The organism is Metapseudomonas phytobenefica (genome assembly GCF_043392685.1).
Lineage (GTDB): Bacteria > Pseudomonadota > Gammaproteobacteria > Pseudomonadales > Pseudomonadaceae > Metapseudomonas.
The window spans coordinates 1-17,241 of record NZ_JBHZGM010000045.1 but is presented as its reverse complement, the minus strand read 5'-3'; the positions used below and the strand labels follow the sequence as shown (position 1 = coordinate 17,241).

Sequence of the window (17,241 nt, the reverse complement as noted above, 5' to 3'; positions counted from 1 at the left end):
GATCTATTTTCGCTACTCTATTTTCGGTCTGCCCTGCTTTCTCCGCTCAATTCGCACGCCGGCAATACGCTCAACCTCATCCACAAAGCGGTTGGTTCCAGTGAGTTGGCCGCGTTGAATGGCTTCTCGAATAAGGACCAATTCCTCGGAAGGAACCGCTTGCCGTACAAAATCGGCATACCGATGGCGTCGCTCCTCAACCGTAACGCCGAGCGCCTTGAAGCATTGGTCTTCGTCCAACCAGTTCTGCTCAGGCGCAGCATCAATACGCAGGGCATAACTCGACCAGGGATAATCCCCAGCCTCCGCCACCATACATGCCCGCACAGGATTCAGTTCGATATATCGACTGCACGCCAACAGGTAAGTATCGGATTGCACGATGCTCGACTTGTAGCGGCTTTCCCACACCGTTCCGGAGCGACCTTCCAAACGATTGCGGTAGCGCGTAGTGCGAGCGGCCAAGGTCTTCATCAACTGTCTGAGTCCACCGAGTGAATCACTTGGAGCCAGCAGCAGGTGCACATGATTGGTCATCAGGCAGAATGCATAGACCTTCACCCCGAAGGCATCCTTCAACTCACGAAGGTCGGCTAGGTAACGTTCGAAGTCCGCATTCTCGGCAAACACAACCTGTCGGTTATGGCCACGTTGAACGATATGATGTGGATAATTTGGCAACAGCGGATTAGAGTATGAAAAATAAATCTGTCCCCTTTTCCGCTTTTCCGCAGCCAGATCAGCGGATTGCGTGAGTTCGTTCGATTCATGGCCACCGAGCTTAGCCGCAGCTAAAAATTCCAGCCCCTGGACGGCACGTTGGCGCAGCCGACGGGACGGCCAGGGGCACAACAAGTGCAGCGCGTTAGGCTCTGGCTTTTCGCTTGTCCTTGTTCGCCGCGCTTTTGATTAAGAATAGATTGGTGATTACGGCGGAATAACAAATATGAATATCCCCAGCAAAGCCGGGGATATTCAAAAACTACGAGTTAGCATTTAACTAGCAAGAACTCAAAATAAATATCTAGAACCTCGACACTCTGAACAAAAGACTTAGAAATCTGTAATGATTTTTCCGTAAAGTCCTTACCAGAAACTCTGAACAACTCAGAAAAATCAACTATATAGTCCATATCAGGAACCCGCTTATCATTATTGACTCTAAATCCTTCTATTCCAAGAACTGCTATATCATTTTTCTCACAGTAGCCAATTAACTCAAGACTATCTGATACTCCAAATAACGGGACATCACCCCACAGCCTTGTTGGGCTAACAGACAAACTATTTACAAGAACACTTTCCATATCAATTAATCCCATGGTGCAACCCAATTAGGATCATTTTTATTAGAAACCTGAACAATAGCTCCTGTACGATCATTCCGCACAACATAAGAACCATCTTTAGCAATATAACCCGTCGCTGAATCATTGAGGCGTGTACCAGAAATAGGATCAAAACGGGTGTCTTTCGTTGAAACAGTTCTAACAGGTTTATCAATAACAGATTGTATGGAGCTTTCTGTCCATCCTCTCTTGCCCATTTGCTGGACAATTCTAGGTTCTATATCTGTTGCAGTTCCTTTTGCACCTATGAGTTCCCGACATAAACACTATTATCCGGAAGATTCATCACCCACGGCTCAGAAAAAGAAGAACAGAACACATCTAGCCTTCGCCCATCAGAAAGAATAAATGATGGATCAATAGGCTGTTCACTCGCGACCCATGAAATTTCAACAACTGATAACCCTACCAAACCTTCTGTGCGTGTATCTATTTGCTCATCCCAACATGCAAACAAGAGTTCTTTACCTTGAGATACTCTCCAAGCACTACTAGTGATAAAGCTCCAATTTTCGCCAGAAATAACCAGGGTATCACCATCCCACTCAATATTTTTAATGCAAAGTGGGAGATAAGATAAGACAAGACTTAAGAAATCAAACATTAGTCTACCTGCTCAATATGAGTTCTTTCTCTAATCCACTGTTTCCTTTCAGTTTTAGAAAGGCCTTTCGGTGGCTGCGGTGGCTTACCCGTCGTCGGGTCTATTGGCCCGCCATTAGCATTTTCAAACGATGCTCTTTGAGGACTACGGCCATCCGCTTGCATTACACGAACGCGCGAGCCATCGGGCAACGTATATTGAGTACCAACCACGTTACCGCTAGTTGGTGAGACCACAGGTTTTGATGGGTAACCCGCAGTCTCAAAATTAGCAATCATCCTCGCTTGGCTTTTAGGAAGCTCTACTCCAGACGCATGCTTGACTGATGAGAGCCCTTTTGGACCGCCCTCAGCCTTGACCTTAGCCCAGTACTCATAGGCCTTCTTGAACTGAGCCGAGCCAACGGTCGGGTTGCTGCCTTCCGGACGTGTTGTACTGCTGCCGGGTCGGGACCCAGCGACACCAGCGGCAACGCCGCCGATGACTCCAAGGATCGGCTCCCACTCCCCCACCACATCCGCCAGGCGAGCATAGCTGGTCAGCGCGCGGTCAATCAGCGTGAACTTGTAGCTTTCGCAGGTCGTCGTCGCACAGCTCATTGAGCCCAAGACGTCAAGGCCAGCGGCAATCCGCCCCATCTTGTCTTTTGCCCAAACAGCACCGCCCGTAGCTAGGGCTTCGTCGAAGTTGGCTTGGCTCAGTTGGCCAAACCCACTGGCGGCGTCCTCCCATTTCTTGCGCTGACAGCTCTCATCGCTGCCGCATTCCTTCATGCTGGCTTCGAAGTCTTTCGAATCACTGTGATCCAGGTAGTTGTACTGCGTGGCGTTCTGCGCCACCCACGCCCCCTTCTCGATATCCCCATCAACCGCCGCCGCCGCTATCAAGCCGACCAGTTGCGAGGACATGGTCAACGACGCCGGGTCGTTCTTCACCAGTGCATCGAGTTGCACAACCAAAGCTTCGTTGGCCCCCGCCGCAATGGCCCCCGTCTTGAAGTCGCCGCCGGTGGCCTCGCTGAGCAGGCCGCCAACAATGGCGTGGATTGCCACCTTCTGCGGGCTGCCGTCCGGCAACTTGCCTTCGGTGTAATCGCCCACCGCGTTGAAAGCCGCGGCGGCCAGGGTGTTGTAGAGGGCGGATTGCAGGGCGTCCTTGAACGACGGATCACGCCCCATCAGTTGGTTCAGCGCAGCAGCGGTGCCGCTCTGGGCCAACTGGTTGCCGGCGAAGTTGCCAACCCCTTCCAGCGCGCCGAGATCAACGTTGTTGACCTTGTCCGTGAAGGGATTGGTCTCGGTCCCGAACAGTTTGTCGAAGAGGCTTGAGGTTAGGCCCGCAGTACCACCCGCGACGACGTAGTCCTTCAGGCTCTCCTTGGACGTGACATCCTTGAAGACCTCCCCCAGGTCGCCCTGGTTGTTGATGGCGCTGACCGTGCCTTTGGTCGCACCGGTTGTCGCCACGGCTCCCACAATTACCCCCGTGGTACCGCCGCCGACAGCCGTACCGGCCATGGGTCCCACCGTGGCGGCCATGACGATGGCAATCGCCAACTGCGCCCCCGCCCCCAGCCCGGAGTGGCTGTACTTAAAGGAGTCATGCACTTCCTTCACCCGCTGCCAGTCGACATCCCCCCGCTGCTCCAGCTCCTTGATCCAGGCCAGGCCTGGATCGGCCTGGACCATGGCGTCGATGGTCTGGCTGACGGTCTGCTGGTCGATATGCTTGAGGTCGACCTTGAGGCCCTCCACCGCCTTGATGGCGATTTCGCCTTGGACGATGAGTTCGCTCTGGCGCAGGGTTTCGTCGGTGGTGCCCTTGCCTTTGGCGCTGACCCAGGCCAGGTCGCCCTTGCTCTTTTCATGGCTTTCCTGGTGCAGGTCCATCACCGCCTCGAAGGCGATTTCGCCGCCGCTATCCAGGGTCAGGTCGGCGCCGGATTCCAGCCTGGCTTTCTGGTAGCGCTGGTCGCCCTCGCTGACCAGGGCGAGGGCGCTGCCGGAGGTGATGCTGCTGCCGATGTTGCGCACATCGGTGATTTCATCGCGCCTGAAGCTGTTGCTGCCGAAACGGCCCTTTTTCTTCTTCTCGTACAGCGAGTAGTCGCTGTCTTCGGCCGCCAGCAGGCTGAGGTCGTTGCCGGCATAGAGGAAGGCTTCTTCGCCGGCTTCGATCCGGCTGGCCACCAGGGTGAGGTCCTTGGTGGCCTGCAGGTCGATGTCACGCCCCGCCACCAATGAGGTTTCCTGTTGGCGCACGTGGTCTTCCTGGCGGGTGACCTTCTTGATCTTCGAGTAGAAGTGCTCCTCATCGGCTGCCGAGGCCAGGAGGATGTCCCCGTCGGCATCCATGCGGATGTCGCGCTTGGCCTCCAGCTGGCTGGCTATGACGCTGATGTCGCGCCCGGCCTCGATGCTCAGGTCACGGCCACTGCTCAGGCTGGAGCCGTGTTGGCTAACGCTCTCGTTCCGGTATCCGGAACCGAAGGCCTGGCCGAGCCGTTCCTCACGGGAAAGGATCTGCACGTCCCGGCCCGCACTGAGGGAGAGGTCGCCGCCGGCCTGCAGCGCGCTACCGATATTGGCGATATCGCGCCCGGCGGAAAGGCTCAGGTTGTTGGCCGCTTCGATGCGGGCTGCGCTGTCCAGGTAATCCCGCTGCGCCGTTCGGCTCGCCGTATCGACCCGATGACTGGTCACCGAGCGCTCGTTGATGATGTCGCCGGTCAGCGCGATGGCGTTTACGTCGCGACCCGCGATGATGCCGCCCTGGGCGTTACGGATACTGTCGGTGGCCAGCAGGTCGAGGCGGTTTCCGGCTTCGATCAAACCGCCATTGACGATGTTGCCGGCGGTGGCACTGAGGTTGTTGCTGGCGCGCAGGGTGCCCTGGTTGCTGAGCTCGCCACCGGAAATCAGTGCCACGTCCTTGCCCTGGATCAGCGCACCGTTGGGTGCCAGGCGACCCTCGGCCTGGGCCAGGTAAAGCACCGGCACCAGCACCTTCTCGCCGTCCACCAGGTGTTCTTCCATCCAGACGATGTCGTGGGTCAGCGCCGCCACCTGGGCGGCGGACAGGCTCACGCCGACACTGAGGCCCAGTTGCTGCTTGCTGGCGATGGCGTTGTCCATCAGGTAGCGGAACATCGCCTCGTCAGACGTCAAACCGTCGAGGAAGCGCTGGCCGGTGCGGGCGACGATGGCCTCGCGCACCAGACGCTGTTCGTAGAGGCCGTCGCCCAGGCGTTTCTGTGCCTGATCCGCGTCGTAGCCGAGCTTGCCGAGCAGGTAGTCGGAGCTGAGGAACTGCCTGAGGTTGGTCAGTTCAGGGTTGGTTTCGATCAGGTACTTGTGGGGCTTGGGGGCCACCTGGCTACCCGGCAGGTCCTGGACGCGGGCAATTGTTTCGTCCTGCGGCTGGCTGCCGCCGGCAGGCCGCTGCTCGACGATGCCGCCTCCCTGGCTGGTACCGCCGGAAACGCTGGAACGATCGGGCACGGCGAAAGCGGAAGATGCATCGCTTGTATCGACCTGGATGGTGCCGATGCGGGCGCCTTCGACCTGCAGGCGCTCCCCCAACTCCAACTGACGGTCGCCGATGATCGTCTGTCCAGCATCGTTGACCTGTACCTGGCGTGCCTGTGTATCGGTCAGCACCTGCTCACGTTCGGCCAGACCGATGCTGGCGCCACCCAGGGTCCAACTCTGCGGCCCTTGCGCGGTCTGGTCGGCATTTGCCTCGCTGCCATCGATGCCGCTGAGTCGGAATAGCCCATTCGAGCCCGTGGGGATGCTGAAACCCGGCAGGGCCAGGGGATTGACCTGCTGCTGGGCGAGGTCAGGAGGCAGTTGGGCGTTGATGACAACGGAAGTCGTAGCGCCGGCCCCATCGGCCGATGTGGCGCCAACCCTGCTCACGCCAGCGATGTGTTGCTGTGAAGGTGCGATGACACCATTCTCCAGCCGCTCACCCGCCTGAATGCGTACGCTGCCTGCTGCCTGGATCGTCGCCTGTGCGGCAACCCCGGAGCTCAGGCTGATCTCCGAATCGTTCTCGACACCCCAGCGCGTGATTTCAGGGGGCAACGGCTCATGCCGATTGGGATCGTACAGCGATGGCGGTGCAAGCACCTGGTCCTTGTATACGGGGTAGTTCGTATAGAGATTGACCGTCCTGCCGATGACATCGAGGAACGAATAGTAGGCAGCCGGAGGATCGTCCTTGCCGATCTTCTTCACTGTGGGAAGGACGGTATGGATCTGTCCAGATGCGTCAGCTATGCGCAGGCCCGGGAAATCCGGATCGTTGCGCTGGTTGAACGGCAACAACACCCCACTTATCAGGCGCGAAGCGGTTCCATTGCTTATCCCGCCGGTGCTGTACACCCGGGTACGCTCGATGGTGCCGGCCGCAGCGCCCTGGTTGCTGAAGACGCCGGTGCTGATATCGAGATTCCCTTCCAAGGAAACGAGGCTCTGCAGGTTCTGGAAGGTTGCGGATTCAACGGCCAGATTTCCACCCGAGGAGATGAGCGAGGCAGCTGAGTCCACCAGGATGGTGGACTGGTACTGTTCCTTGGCAACGAAGCTGATGCCCCAGGTATTGCCCTGGCACCGGTGGCAGGTCAGCGCGAGGACGCTGGAAACCCGTTCACGATCCAGCTGGAAGGTATCCTTGCGGTTGACGATGCTGGTCGCCGCCAGACTCATGTCGCCGGCGCTTTCCAGGGTGGCGGAGATATTTTCCAGCACGCTGCTGTATGCACCTGAATCGTCGGCGGCGATATCCAGCGCACCGAGGCTGTACACATCCGCATAGCGGTTGGTGAAGCTGCCCACCCGCAGGGCCATGTCGCCGCCACTGAAGATCAGGCCGTTCTCGTTGAGCAGGCTCGGCGTCACCAGGCGCAGTTGCTCCGCGCTGCCCAGGGTGCCGTAGTTGTTCAGTTGTCCGGCGTTGAGCGTGAGATCGCTGGCCGAGGTCATCACGCCGCTGTTGCTGAACAGACCGGCCACCCGGACGTTGGTGCTGCCACCGCCGGTGATGCGTCCGGCGCTGGGCAGGATCAACTCGGTGGCACTCATGCTCAGGTCGCCCAGGCTGGTGACCCGCCCACTGCCGCTGTAGGAACCATTGAAGTTGAGACTGAGTGCGCCATCGCTCGCGATCAGGCCATCGTTGCTCCAGTTTCCGCCGCTGCCGACGAAGGTGTTGCTGGCCAGCAATTGGCCGCTGGCGGTCTGATGAAACTGGCCGACGTTCACCGTCAGGCGGCCGGCCTGGATGATGGAGCTGTTGGTCCAACTGTCGGCGGCCAGGGTGAGGCCGCCGTTGGTGACAATGCTGCCGCCGGCATTGGTGACGTGGGGCAAGGCGATGTCGAAGGCGCCACTGCCGACGTGCAGCAGGGTACCGCCGACGTTCTGCAGACTGCCCGCCGCCAGGCCGAACTCGAGGTTGGCGGTTTCCAGGGTGCCGTTGCGGTTGTCCAGCAGGCCTTGCACGGTCAGTTGAGTGCGGCCGCCGGTGCCCAGAGCGCGCAGCTGGCCACCGCGGTTGTCCAGTGAGGCAGCGGCCAAGGTCAGGATGCTGTCGCTTTCGATGATGCCGGCCTCGTTGTTCAACGCACCGGCCAGGCTGAAGTCCACCGAACCGGCGGCGATCTGCCCGGCGTTGGTCAGGTTGTTGCCGTTGACCAAGAGCCGTTGCCTGGCAAAGAGCGCGCCCTGGCTGTTGTCCAGGCTGGCGACGCTCAGCAGGGCGTTGCCGGAGCGGGCCGAGAGGTGCCCGCCCTGGTTGGCCACCGAGGCTGCTGCAAGGTCCAGGGATTGCCCCTGGACCACACCGCCCCTGTCGGCGTGAAGGCCGTTGTCGAGCCAGCCGCTCAGGCGGGCCTTGACCCAGCCTTCCAGGCTGGCGAGGGTGCCGCCACGGTTGTCCAGGGTGTCGGCGCGGATATCCAGGTTGCCGGCCTGGCTGATGGCCCGTCCGCCGAGGTTGGAGAAGGCGCTGCTGACAATCTCCAGATCGCCACTGGCCTGCACGCTGCCCAGGCCGTTGTCGATGCTGGCGGACTGGATGCGCACACCGGCATCGCGGCTGTAGATGAGACCGTCGTCGTCGTTCTGCACCGCGCCAGTCGCCGTCAGCAGCAGGGCAGCATTGGCCGCGACGGTGCCGCGAGCGCGGTTGTCCAGGTCACCGGTGAGCAGGGTCAGCAGGCTCTGGCTGACGATCTGGCCGTTCCGGTTGTCGACCTGGGTGGCCCCTTGCAGCAGTAACGGCCCCGCGCTGGCCAGCTTGCCGTCAGCGTTGGCGAGGGCACCTAAAAGGTTAAGGGTGAGCGCGGCGTTGCCGGCGATATTGCCGGCGCGGTTGTCCAGCGTGGCGGCGCTCAGGGTGAGTGCCTGTTGCGCCTGCAGCGTACCGGCGGCGTTGTTCAGGCTGGCGGCCTTCAGGGTCGATTGCGCGCCGCTGTCGATCATCCCGCCTGCGCTGTTGTCCAGCAGGGTGGCGACATCGAGCTGCTGGTCACCACCGCTGGAGAGGATGCCCTTGTTGCTGTTGTCGAGGCTGGCGGCCCTGAGCTCCAGACTGCCCTGGCTGACGAGTGCACCTTCGTTGCTGTTCTGCAGGGCGTCGCTCAGGATGACGGACAGATTGCCGTCGCGGCTGGAAAGGGTGCCGAGGTTGCGGTTGTCGAGGCTCTGGCCACTGACACTGAGACCCTGCCAACCGGAGAGCAGGCCGCCCTGGTTGCTCAGCTGCGCGCCGCTGAGGCTGAGCTGGCCGCTGCTGATGAGCGTGCCGCCGCTGTTCTCAAGGTTACGCAGGGCAAGGACGAAACTCTCTCTGCTGCTGATTTCCCCGCCCTGGTTGGCCAGGTCGCGCAGGTGCTGGAGGTTGAGCGGGCCCTGGGCGAGGATCAGACCGCCCTGGTTGTCCAGGTCACCGCCGTTGAGGTCGAGGCTCAAGCCGGAGGCGCCGATAAGACGGCCCTGGCGCTGGATGATCCGGTCGACGAACAGGTTCAGGGCGCCCTTGGCGGAGACTTCGCCACCCTGGCTGGAATCCAGTGCCAGGGTCCCAAGGCCAAGTTCGCCCTGGCTGTTGATCAGGCCGTTGTCGCGGTTATCGATGGCTTGGGCACGCAGGTCGAGGGCGCTGCCGGCCAACAGGCTGCCGCCACGGTTGTCCAGGCTGCCGGCCTTCACGCTGAGCTGCTGGGTGGCGTTGATCAGTCCCTGCTGGTGATTGTCCAGGGCACCGCTGATGCTCACCCGGGTATCGCTGCGGCTGGTCAGGGTGCCATCGGTATTGGCCAGGCTGGTGGCCCCGACGTCGAGGTAGGCGGCGGCGATCAGGCCCTTGAGGTTGGCCAGTGCCTGATCGATGCGCAGGGTCAGCGCCTGGGCGCCGAGCAACTTGCCGCTGCTGTTGTCGAGGCTGCTCGAGGCCAGAGTGAAAGTCTGCTGACTGGAGATTTCTCCGCCCCGATTGTCGACCTTGCCGAGGTTCTGCAGCAACAGCTGGCCGGGGGCGTTGATCAAACCCTGGCGGTTGTCCAGGTCACCACCCTGGAGGTCGAGACTGAGGCCGGCATTGCTGAACAGTTGGCCTCCCTGTTGCACCAGGCCGCTGGCTCGAACGCTGAGGTCCTGCCCGCTACCGATACGACCGCCGTGATTGATGAGTTCGCCCGTGGTCAGGTCCAGGGCATCGCCACTGGTCAGTTGCCCCTGGCGGTTGTCGAGACGGCGGGTGCTGAGCTGGGTCTTGCCCGTGGCGGACAGCACGCCCTGACGGTTGCTCAGGCTGTCGCTGGCCAGCGTCAATGTGCTGTCCGTCAGCAGTTGGCCGCCATCGTTGCTCAGCGCACCACGACTGAGGATGTCCATGGCGCCCGCGCTGGAAACACTGCCACCGCTGTTGTCGAGGCTGGCGGCAGCAAGGTCGAGACGCGCTTCGCTGTTGATCAGACCCTGCTGGTTGGTCAGCGCTTCGCCGAGGGCAATGCTCATGGACTGCTGACTGAGCAGGCGGCCGCCGCTGTTGTCCAGGCTGCGACCTGTCAGGCCCACTCCGGCCTTGCCGGAAATCAGGCCTTTGCTGCGGTTGATCACATGCGCGACGGCAACACCCAGACGGGTCCCGGCCAGCAGCCGGCCTTCATCGCTGTTGTCGAGCTGCTCGCCGACGATCCGGACGGCCTCCTGGCTGGAGATTTCGCCGCCGCGGTTATCGATTTCATCGATGGCGAGGGAAAGGCCCTGGCTGGCGCCGACCAGGCCGTTGCCGCTGTTGTCGAGGCGCTGCCCCTTCAGGGCCAGAGCGCCTTGAGCGATCAGCAGGCCGCCGCGCTGGTCGAGGCTGCCGACGCTCGCCTTTACATCCGCCTTGCCGGCGATTTCGCCAACACGGTTGTCCAGGGTGCTGGCCGTCAGGTCGAGCAGGCCGCTGGCCGACACGGCGCCACGCTGGTTGTCGAAGTGGCCGGTGACCACGAGCGTGGACAGGTCACGGCTGCTGAGCAGCCCTTCGCGGTTGTCCAGCCTGCCTGCGCGCAGGTCCAGCCCCTTGGCGGAAACCGTGCCTTTGACGTTATCCAGGGCCTGGGCGATGCGCAGCACCAGCGCCTGGTTGCTGAGCAGCTTGCCGCTGGCGTTATCCAATTGGCGCGCGGCCAGGGTGAAGCCCTGCTGACTGGAGATTTCACCGCCTCGGTTGATGACCTGCCCCAGGTTCTGCAGCAGGAGCCGGCCGGGGCTGTTGATCAGTCCGCCGTTGGCGTTATTCAGCTGGCCCTGCTGCAGGTCGAGGCTGAGGTCGGCCTTGCTGAACAGTTCGCCGCCGTCGTGTTGATCCAGGCCCGTGACCTTGGCGATCAAGCCCTGGCCGGCGGCGATGCGGCCCTGGGCGCTGTTGTCGACCTGGCCGGCGTCCAGCTCCAGGGTACCGGCGCTGCTGAGTTCGCCGCCCTGGCGGTTGTTCAGCGCCCCGGTGTCTATACGTGCGTTGCCCTTGGCGCTGAGGACTCCCGCCTCGCTGTTGTCGAGGCTGGCGCTGGCCAATTCGAGATTACCGTCGCTGACGACGGAGCCGCCCTTGTTATCGACCTGGCCGGCGCTGACCAGCCGGAGGTCGGCGGCGCTGGAGAGGGTGCCGCCCTGGTTGTCGATCCGGCTGGCCTGGAGCGCCAGCGTGCCCTCACTGCTGATCAGGCCCTGGCGATTGACCAGTTCGCCTTCCAGCCCGCCGACCTTGGGCGCCAGGGCGATGACCAGGGACGTGGCGCTGCCCAGAGTGCCACCGCTGTTGTCCAGGCTGTGGGCGTCGACGCTGGTGGCCTGACGGCCGAAGATCATCCCCTCTGTCTGGTTGATCAGGCGATCCACGGCAAGGGCCAGCTGGTTGCCGGCCAACAGCTTGCCGCCGCTGTTGTCGAGACGCTGACCGACAAGGCTGACGCGAGACTGGCTGGACAGCTCGCCGCCACGGTTGTCGATTTCGCCAACCTGGAGTTTCAGCGCTTTCGTGCTGCCCACCAGGCCGCCCTGCCGGTTGTCCAGGCTGCGGGCGTGAAGCTGGAGTGATCCCTGGGCGACCAGTTCACCTCCGTGCTGCGCCAGGGTCCCGAGCGTCGCGCGCAGGTCGTCCTGGCTGGCGATACGGCCCTGAGCGTTCTGTACCTCCTCGGCGTCAATCGACAGAGGGCCGGCGGTAGTGATGCGGCCACTCTGGTTGTCCAGGTGTTGGCCCTGATAGGTGAAGCCGGCCTTGCTGCTGATCGTCCCCTGCTGGCGGTTGTCCAGCTGCGCCGTGCGGAGCACCAGCGGCCCGTTCGCGGCGAGGCTGCCACCGCTATTGTCCAATTGGTTGGCGTCAATCGCGACGGAGCCCTGGCCGCCGACCTGGCCGGCGCGGTTATCCAGACGTTTGGCCTGGACAGCCATGGGCCCCTTCGCGAGCAGACTGCCTTGTTCCTGGTTGTCGAACTGGCCGCTGACCCGGGCGTTCAGCGCTCCGTCCGCCACCAGTGTGCCCCGACGGTTGTCGACGCCTGCGGCCTGAAGTTCGAGGTCGCGCCCGGCGCCGAGCGTGCCGCCCTGGTTGTCCAGGACCCCACTCAGGGACACCACCAGGCCGTTGTCGCCCAGCAGGTCGCCGCCCTGGTTATCCAGGCTGGCGGCTTCCAGCCGGGTGACACCACCGCTGGAGATTTCACCGCTACGGTTGCCTACCTGGCTGCCAACCTTCAACAGCAGGTCGCCGGTGCCGGTCAGCAGACCACCGCCGTTATCCAGGGAGGCGCTGCGAACATCTAGTGCAGCGGCGGAAATCAGGCCCTTTATATTCTTAAGAGTCTGGTCGATGCGCAGGGTCAGGGACTGGGCGCTGAGTAGCTTGCCGCTGCTGTTGTCGAGGCTACGCGCGGCCAGGGTGAAGGCCTGCTGGCTGGAGATTTCACCGCCCTGGTTGCGGACATCACCCGGGTTCTTCAGCAACAACCGGCCGGGCGCGTTGAGCAGGCCGCCGCTGTTGCTCAGGGTGCCGCCATTGAGGTCCAGGTCGAGTTCGGAGTTGCTGTACAGCTTGCCGCCGTCCTGCTGGTCCAGCCCGGCGATGCTGGCCGTCAGCTTGCCATTGCTGGCGATCCGGCCTGAATTGCGGTTATCCACAAGACCGGTTTGCAAATCCAGGGTCGAACCACTGGTGAGTTGACCGGCGCGGTTATCCAGGGAGCCCGCCTGAACCCTGGCGGCGCCATTGGCGCCAATCCGGCCTTGGTCGTGGTTGTCGAGTTTGCCCGCTACCTGCACATCGAGGTCGCCCTGGCTGCTGACATCGCCTTGCTGGCTGTTATCGAGGCTGGTGACCTTGACCTGCAGTTGCTGGTTGGCGCCAAGGCTGCCGCCCTGGTTGTTCACCGCGCCACTGGCTTGCAGTTGCAGCGTCTGTTCGCCGATGACCTTGCCGCTGCGATTGTCGATGCTGCCGGCCTGCAGCGAGACGCCGGTTCGGCTGGACAGCTCACCACCCCGGTTGTCCAGCTGGCCCAGCTGGGCCTGCACCTGGCTGGCGCCGTTCAACAGCCCGGCCTGGTTGTCCAGTTCGACGGCGCTGAGCGCCAGGTCGCCCCCGGTCAGCACCCGGCCCCGGCGGTTGTCCAGCTTGCCAGCAGAGACACGGGCATTGCCTTGGGCGCTGAGGGTGCCGCCCTGGTTGCCCAGGGTCTGGCTGACATTGACGTCGAGGTTGCCACTGGCCACCAGACTGCCGCTGTTGCGCAAGGCCTTTGCCGATGCATACAGGTCGCCTGTGGCATTGCGGCTGCCGTCCGGGTTGACTCCGGCCTCGATAACGCCCTGGTTGCCAAGCTGGCCACCACTGGAAAGGCGAACCTCGTTGCGGGCAGCGAGGCCCTGGTGGTTTTCCAGGTCACCTTGAGTGACCAGGGTCGCGCTGCCGCCGGCATAGGTCTTCCCGATGAGTTCGGCGCTTTGGGCATTCACACGCAGATCGCCGCTGGCCGCTGCCTGCGCCAGGATCAGCTTGCCGTTGGCGTCGATCTTGATATCTCCACCACTGGCGGCCATGTCGCCCGCCAGCCTCACGCCAACGCCCGCCTCGGTACCCACCAGGCGAATGGCGCCGGCGTACATGCCGCCCAGGGCGGAACTGTCTATGGCCAGTTCGGGCTGTGCCCTGCCATCGTCAGCACGCGCGGTCGCCGCGAGGCTGTCGGCCCTCACATCATTACGACCGGTGACGATGTTCAGGTTCCGGGCATGAAGTTCGGCATTGAGCTTGGCGCTGCGAGTGATCAGGTCGAACTGGTCGATATTGCTGGCGTTGAGGCCAGCGCCTTCGATGGCAATGTCACCACCGTCCACCTCGAAACGATCGAGCCGCCCCGCTTCGACCACGGGTCTACCGGTGCTCAGGGTGGCGCGCGGGGTGTTGATGAAACCGCAGCCGCTACAGGTGATGCCGTGGGGGTTGGCGACTATGACCCGCGCCGATTGGCCAGCGACTTCGGTATAGCCGGCCAGGCGGCTGCGGTTGCCACCGGTGACTTCGTTGAGGATGGTGCTGGCGGCACGGCCCTGGAGATTGGGGTTGCCGAGGATGATGCCCCCCAGTTGGGTGGCCTGGGTCTTGTCAGTGGCGTTGTTGAGGATCAGGCCCTGTTGGCCGACGTTGTACTCACTGAATTTGTTGTGGGACAGCCCGCTGCCGTTGGGCGTGGCGATATTGACCACCGGCACGCCATTGCCGGCCTGTCCCAGCTGCGTGTTACCCCCGGCGGCCTTGTCCACCGCCAGTTCGGCGGCGGTAGCGACGATCGGATTGAGAAACAGGACACCGGCCAGCGCCAGGGCAATGCATTGGTTGAGGGGGCTGCGAACGTCCATGTGTTTCCTCTCAGGCGGTCGCTACATGACCGCGAAACGCTAAATCAACGCCCACTCGGAAAGGTCCGGGAACAGGGCGAAATGTCTGCTAGGTCGACCCGCTAGAAGAAGGCGTCGACACGGAAGTAGATCGGGCTCTCGCGCTGTTCGATCAGGTCGGGGCGCTCCAGCGAACGGGCAAAGGTCACCGAAGCGGCGAGGTACTGCCCGCGCAGGTTCAGCTCGATGGCGTCGCCACTCATGCGCCCATGGGCCTGCGGGTTGTGCCGGTTGCCATGGATCACACCCAGGTCATAGGCCAGTGCCGCGCCGTACTCCTGGAACCATGGCTGCAGCGGCTCCCAGGTGATCGCCCGGCGCCAGCGCAACTGATTGCGCCAATAGCCGCCGCTGTCCCCGGACAGGGACTGGTCCTTGAACCCGCGTACCGAGCTGAGGCCGCCGAGGCTGATGCGCTGGGGGCCGAACAGCACGTCTTCGCTGCGCTGCCCGTACACGAGGCTGTCGAAACTGAAGTGCTCGCCCCAGAGCCTGAAGGGCTGCAGGTAGCTGAGGGTGAGGCTGTACTTGGTGTAGCGAGCCACCGGCTCGCTGCCATGGGGATCGCCCGATCCCTGGGCGTCCAGCGCGCCGATTCCGCGCTGCAGGCCGGCATCCAGGTTGACGAAGGCAGTACCTATGCGACGGCCATGGTTGAAGCCCAGCTGAGCTTCGCTGAGGCGGGTACTGGAAACGTCTATCAGGGTGTTGTCGATGTAGTTGCGGGTGCGCAGATGGCTGAGGCCAAGGTTGAAAGCCGTCTTGCTCAGGTTGTCGCGGTGCAGGACGCGCTCGGCGCGCAACTGATGGGTCTTGCTGTCGCCATCCATGGCGAAGGCGAATCCGGAGCTGTCGTTGCGGGTGCGGTAGTAGCGCTGGCTGTAGTTGTAGCTGAAGGTCCACCAGCCCCAGGGCAGGCTGTAGTAGAGGCTCTGGTTGTCGGAGTGGCGCCACTGGTCGCTGACCGCATCGCTGTTGGCACGCAGGCTGAGCTGGTCGGCCAGGCCAAGCGGGCTGTCCCAATCCAGCCCGAGCCCCATCTGCTGCTCGCCAGTGCTGATGTCGCCATCGTTGTTGCGCGTGACCGAGGCTTGCCAGGCCTTGCTGCGATTGCCCTTGAGGTGCACGCGACTGCCACCGACCTGTTCGCCGGGTACCAGTTCCAGCTGCGCCTGACGGGATGGCAGGCGGTTCAGATGGTCGACCAGTTGCTCCAATTCGCGCAGATCGAGCACCTCATGGGTGCGGCCGGGGAAGGACATGGCCAGCTCGCGGTCGCTGGCGAGCTCGGAACTGTCGAGGCCCTCCAGCTTGCCCTCGATGACGATGATCGTGAGCCTGCCAGTGGAGAGGTCCTGCTGCGGCAGATAGGCGCGGGTGGTGACGTAGCCCCGGTCCAGGTAGTGACCGGTGATCAGTTTGAGCAGTTCGTTGAGCTGGGGGACACCGAGGCAGTGGCCGATGAAGGGGGCCAGCAGTTCATCCCGCTTGCCTTGCGCCAGAAGCGTTGCGCCCTGGATATCGATCTCGAGGATCTCGAAACAATGCCCCTCCTCCACGACCTGCTCCGGGGCGCTTTCGAAGGACCTGCCGGGTAGTTGCTGAAGTTCTTCCAGGCGCTTCTGCTGCTCCTGCAGCAGACGCTCCTGTCGCTCACGGATCAGGTCGCGGTCGCCGGGCGAGACGTCCGCCAGTACAGCCAACGGCGTGCACGTCGTCACCAGCAGCAAAACGGGGGCGATGAATCGAAAAAAGAGCAACGGGCAGTCCTTCGCAGTCGATCGGGTTCAATCCGATGCGAATGGAAGCAGTCATCCGTAAGGGGGTATGCAGGACGGCAACTTAGCCTGCAGTGGAAATTTCGCTATTGCCTGTGTGAAGGAGAAATCGTCCAGGACCGAAGCCCCGGATGGTGGGCCGGGCGCCCAACGAAAAGCCCCCGCCGGATCAACATCCTGTTCACATAGGAACGCCGCTTATCCCTCACCGGGTAAGCGGCGTTTCTGGTTTCTGCACCGGGGAAACGCTGTAGGAGCCTGCTCGAATAAAAAGGGACGAATTTATTTACTGCACTCTAATCTCACCCATCGAGTCAGATTTAGAGTAAAAAAATAAATCCATCCCCTTTTCTGCCTATCAGTTCTGATAGTCGCTCCTCCGATTGGTTGACCTATGGAAGAGGCAACTATCAAATGTTGAATTTGATCACGCCAACATTGCGTTCTGATAAACACCGGCCGACGATCAGACATCGAGATTGAGGTTTTCTACTAATGGAAAAGCGAATTGTAATCACGGGAATGGGTGCCGTTTCTCCGCTTGGCGTGAGTGTCGAGAGCAGTTGGAAACGCTTGCTCCACGGTAAGTCTGGCGTTCGCCAGATCGAGCCGTTCGGCGAGCTTCCCGTGCGCATTGCAGGCACGGTACCGGATAAGAAAGATGATTTCGAAGCTGGGTTCGACGCCAATCAATATATCGAGCCCAAAGAGGCGCGACGCATGGACCGGTTCATTCTTTTCGCCCTGGCCGCTGCCAGCGAAGCGATTGAACAAGCGGGCTGGAGCCCAACCGAAGAGCAGAAGAAACGCACAGCGACCGTTATTGCCTCGGGAATTGGTGGGCTGCATTTCATCCGCGACACCTTCAATACCATCAACACTAGCGGCCATCGGCGCATATCTCCGTTCACCGTGCCTGGCTTCCTAGGGATGGTCTGAAGTAGCCCTGCATTTCCGGCCGACTTCTGCCCTTGCCGATTTTAAAAGCGGCGATTCGACCAAAATCGGTCAAGTCATCCGCTCACTTCGGTGTTTTTAGCCACCGCGAGCAC

Annotated in this window: 7 protein-coding genes; 1 reads left to right on the top strand and 6 read right to left on the bottom strand. The window is 61.8% G+C overall.

Translation table 11 applies throughout. From position 1 onward, the window contains the following. Positions 1–12 precede the first annotated feature (12 nt). The 6 genes from ACFW0B_RS24140 to ACFW0B_RS24115 all read right to left on the bottom strand — a co-directional run bounded on the left by ACFW0B_RS24140 (position 13) and on the right by ACFW0B_RS24115 (position 16,153). A complete protein-coding gene (locus ACFW0B_RS24140) occupies positions 13–684 on the bottom strand; it encodes a transposase (protein ID WP_449151510.1) in 672 nt (223 codons plus the stop codon). Positions 685–989: 305 nt separating this feature from the next. After that, complete coding sequence (locus ACFW0B_RS24135) at positions 990–1,322, bottom strand: hypothetical protein (protein WP_449151492.1); 333 nt, start codon at positions 1,320–1,322, stop codon at positions 990–992. After that, positions 1,313–1,570 (bottom strand): colicin E5-related ribonuclease, encoded by a 258-nt coding sequence (locus tag ACFW0B_RS24130; protein ID WP_449151509.1) that lies wholly within the window; start codon positions 1,568–1,570, stop codon positions 1,313–1,315. The genes ACFW0B_RS24135 and ACFW0B_RS24130 overlap by 10 nt, the downstream gene beginning before the upstream one ends. Positions 1,571–1,593: 23 nt before the next feature. Then, entirely contained in the window at positions 1,594–1,953 is a 360-nt protein-coding gene (locus ACFW0B_RS24125) for a hypothetical protein (protein WP_449151491.1), read from the bottom strand. Continuing rightward, positions 1,953–14,372, bottom strand: a complete 12,420-nt coding sequence (locus tag ACFW0B_RS24120) for a two-partner secretion domain-containing protein (protein ID WP_449151490.1) — start codon at positions 14,370–14,372, stop codon at positions 1,953–1,955. The genes ACFW0B_RS24125 and ACFW0B_RS24120 overlap by 1 nt, the downstream gene beginning before the upstream one ends. 101 nt (positions 14,373–14,473) lie before the next feature. Continuing rightward, the gene (locus ACFW0B_RS24115) at positions 14,474–16,153 is read right to left on the bottom strand and encodes a ShlB/FhaC/HecB family hemolysin secretion/activation protein (protein WP_449151507.1); all 1,680 of its coding nucleotides are present in this window, start codon (positions 16,151–16,153) and stop codon (positions 14,474–14,476) included. A 531-nt stretch (positions 16,154–16,684) separates the two neighbouring features. On the opposite strand from ACFW0B_RS24115, the gene ACFW0B_RS24110 reads away from it, so the two are divergent. Next, entirely contained in the window at positions 16,685–17,128 is a 444-nt protein-coding gene (locus ACFW0B_RS24110) for a beta-ketoacyl synthase N-terminal-like domain-containing protein (protein ID WP_449151489.1), read from the top strand. Positions 17,129–17,241: the final 113 nt, after the last annotated feature.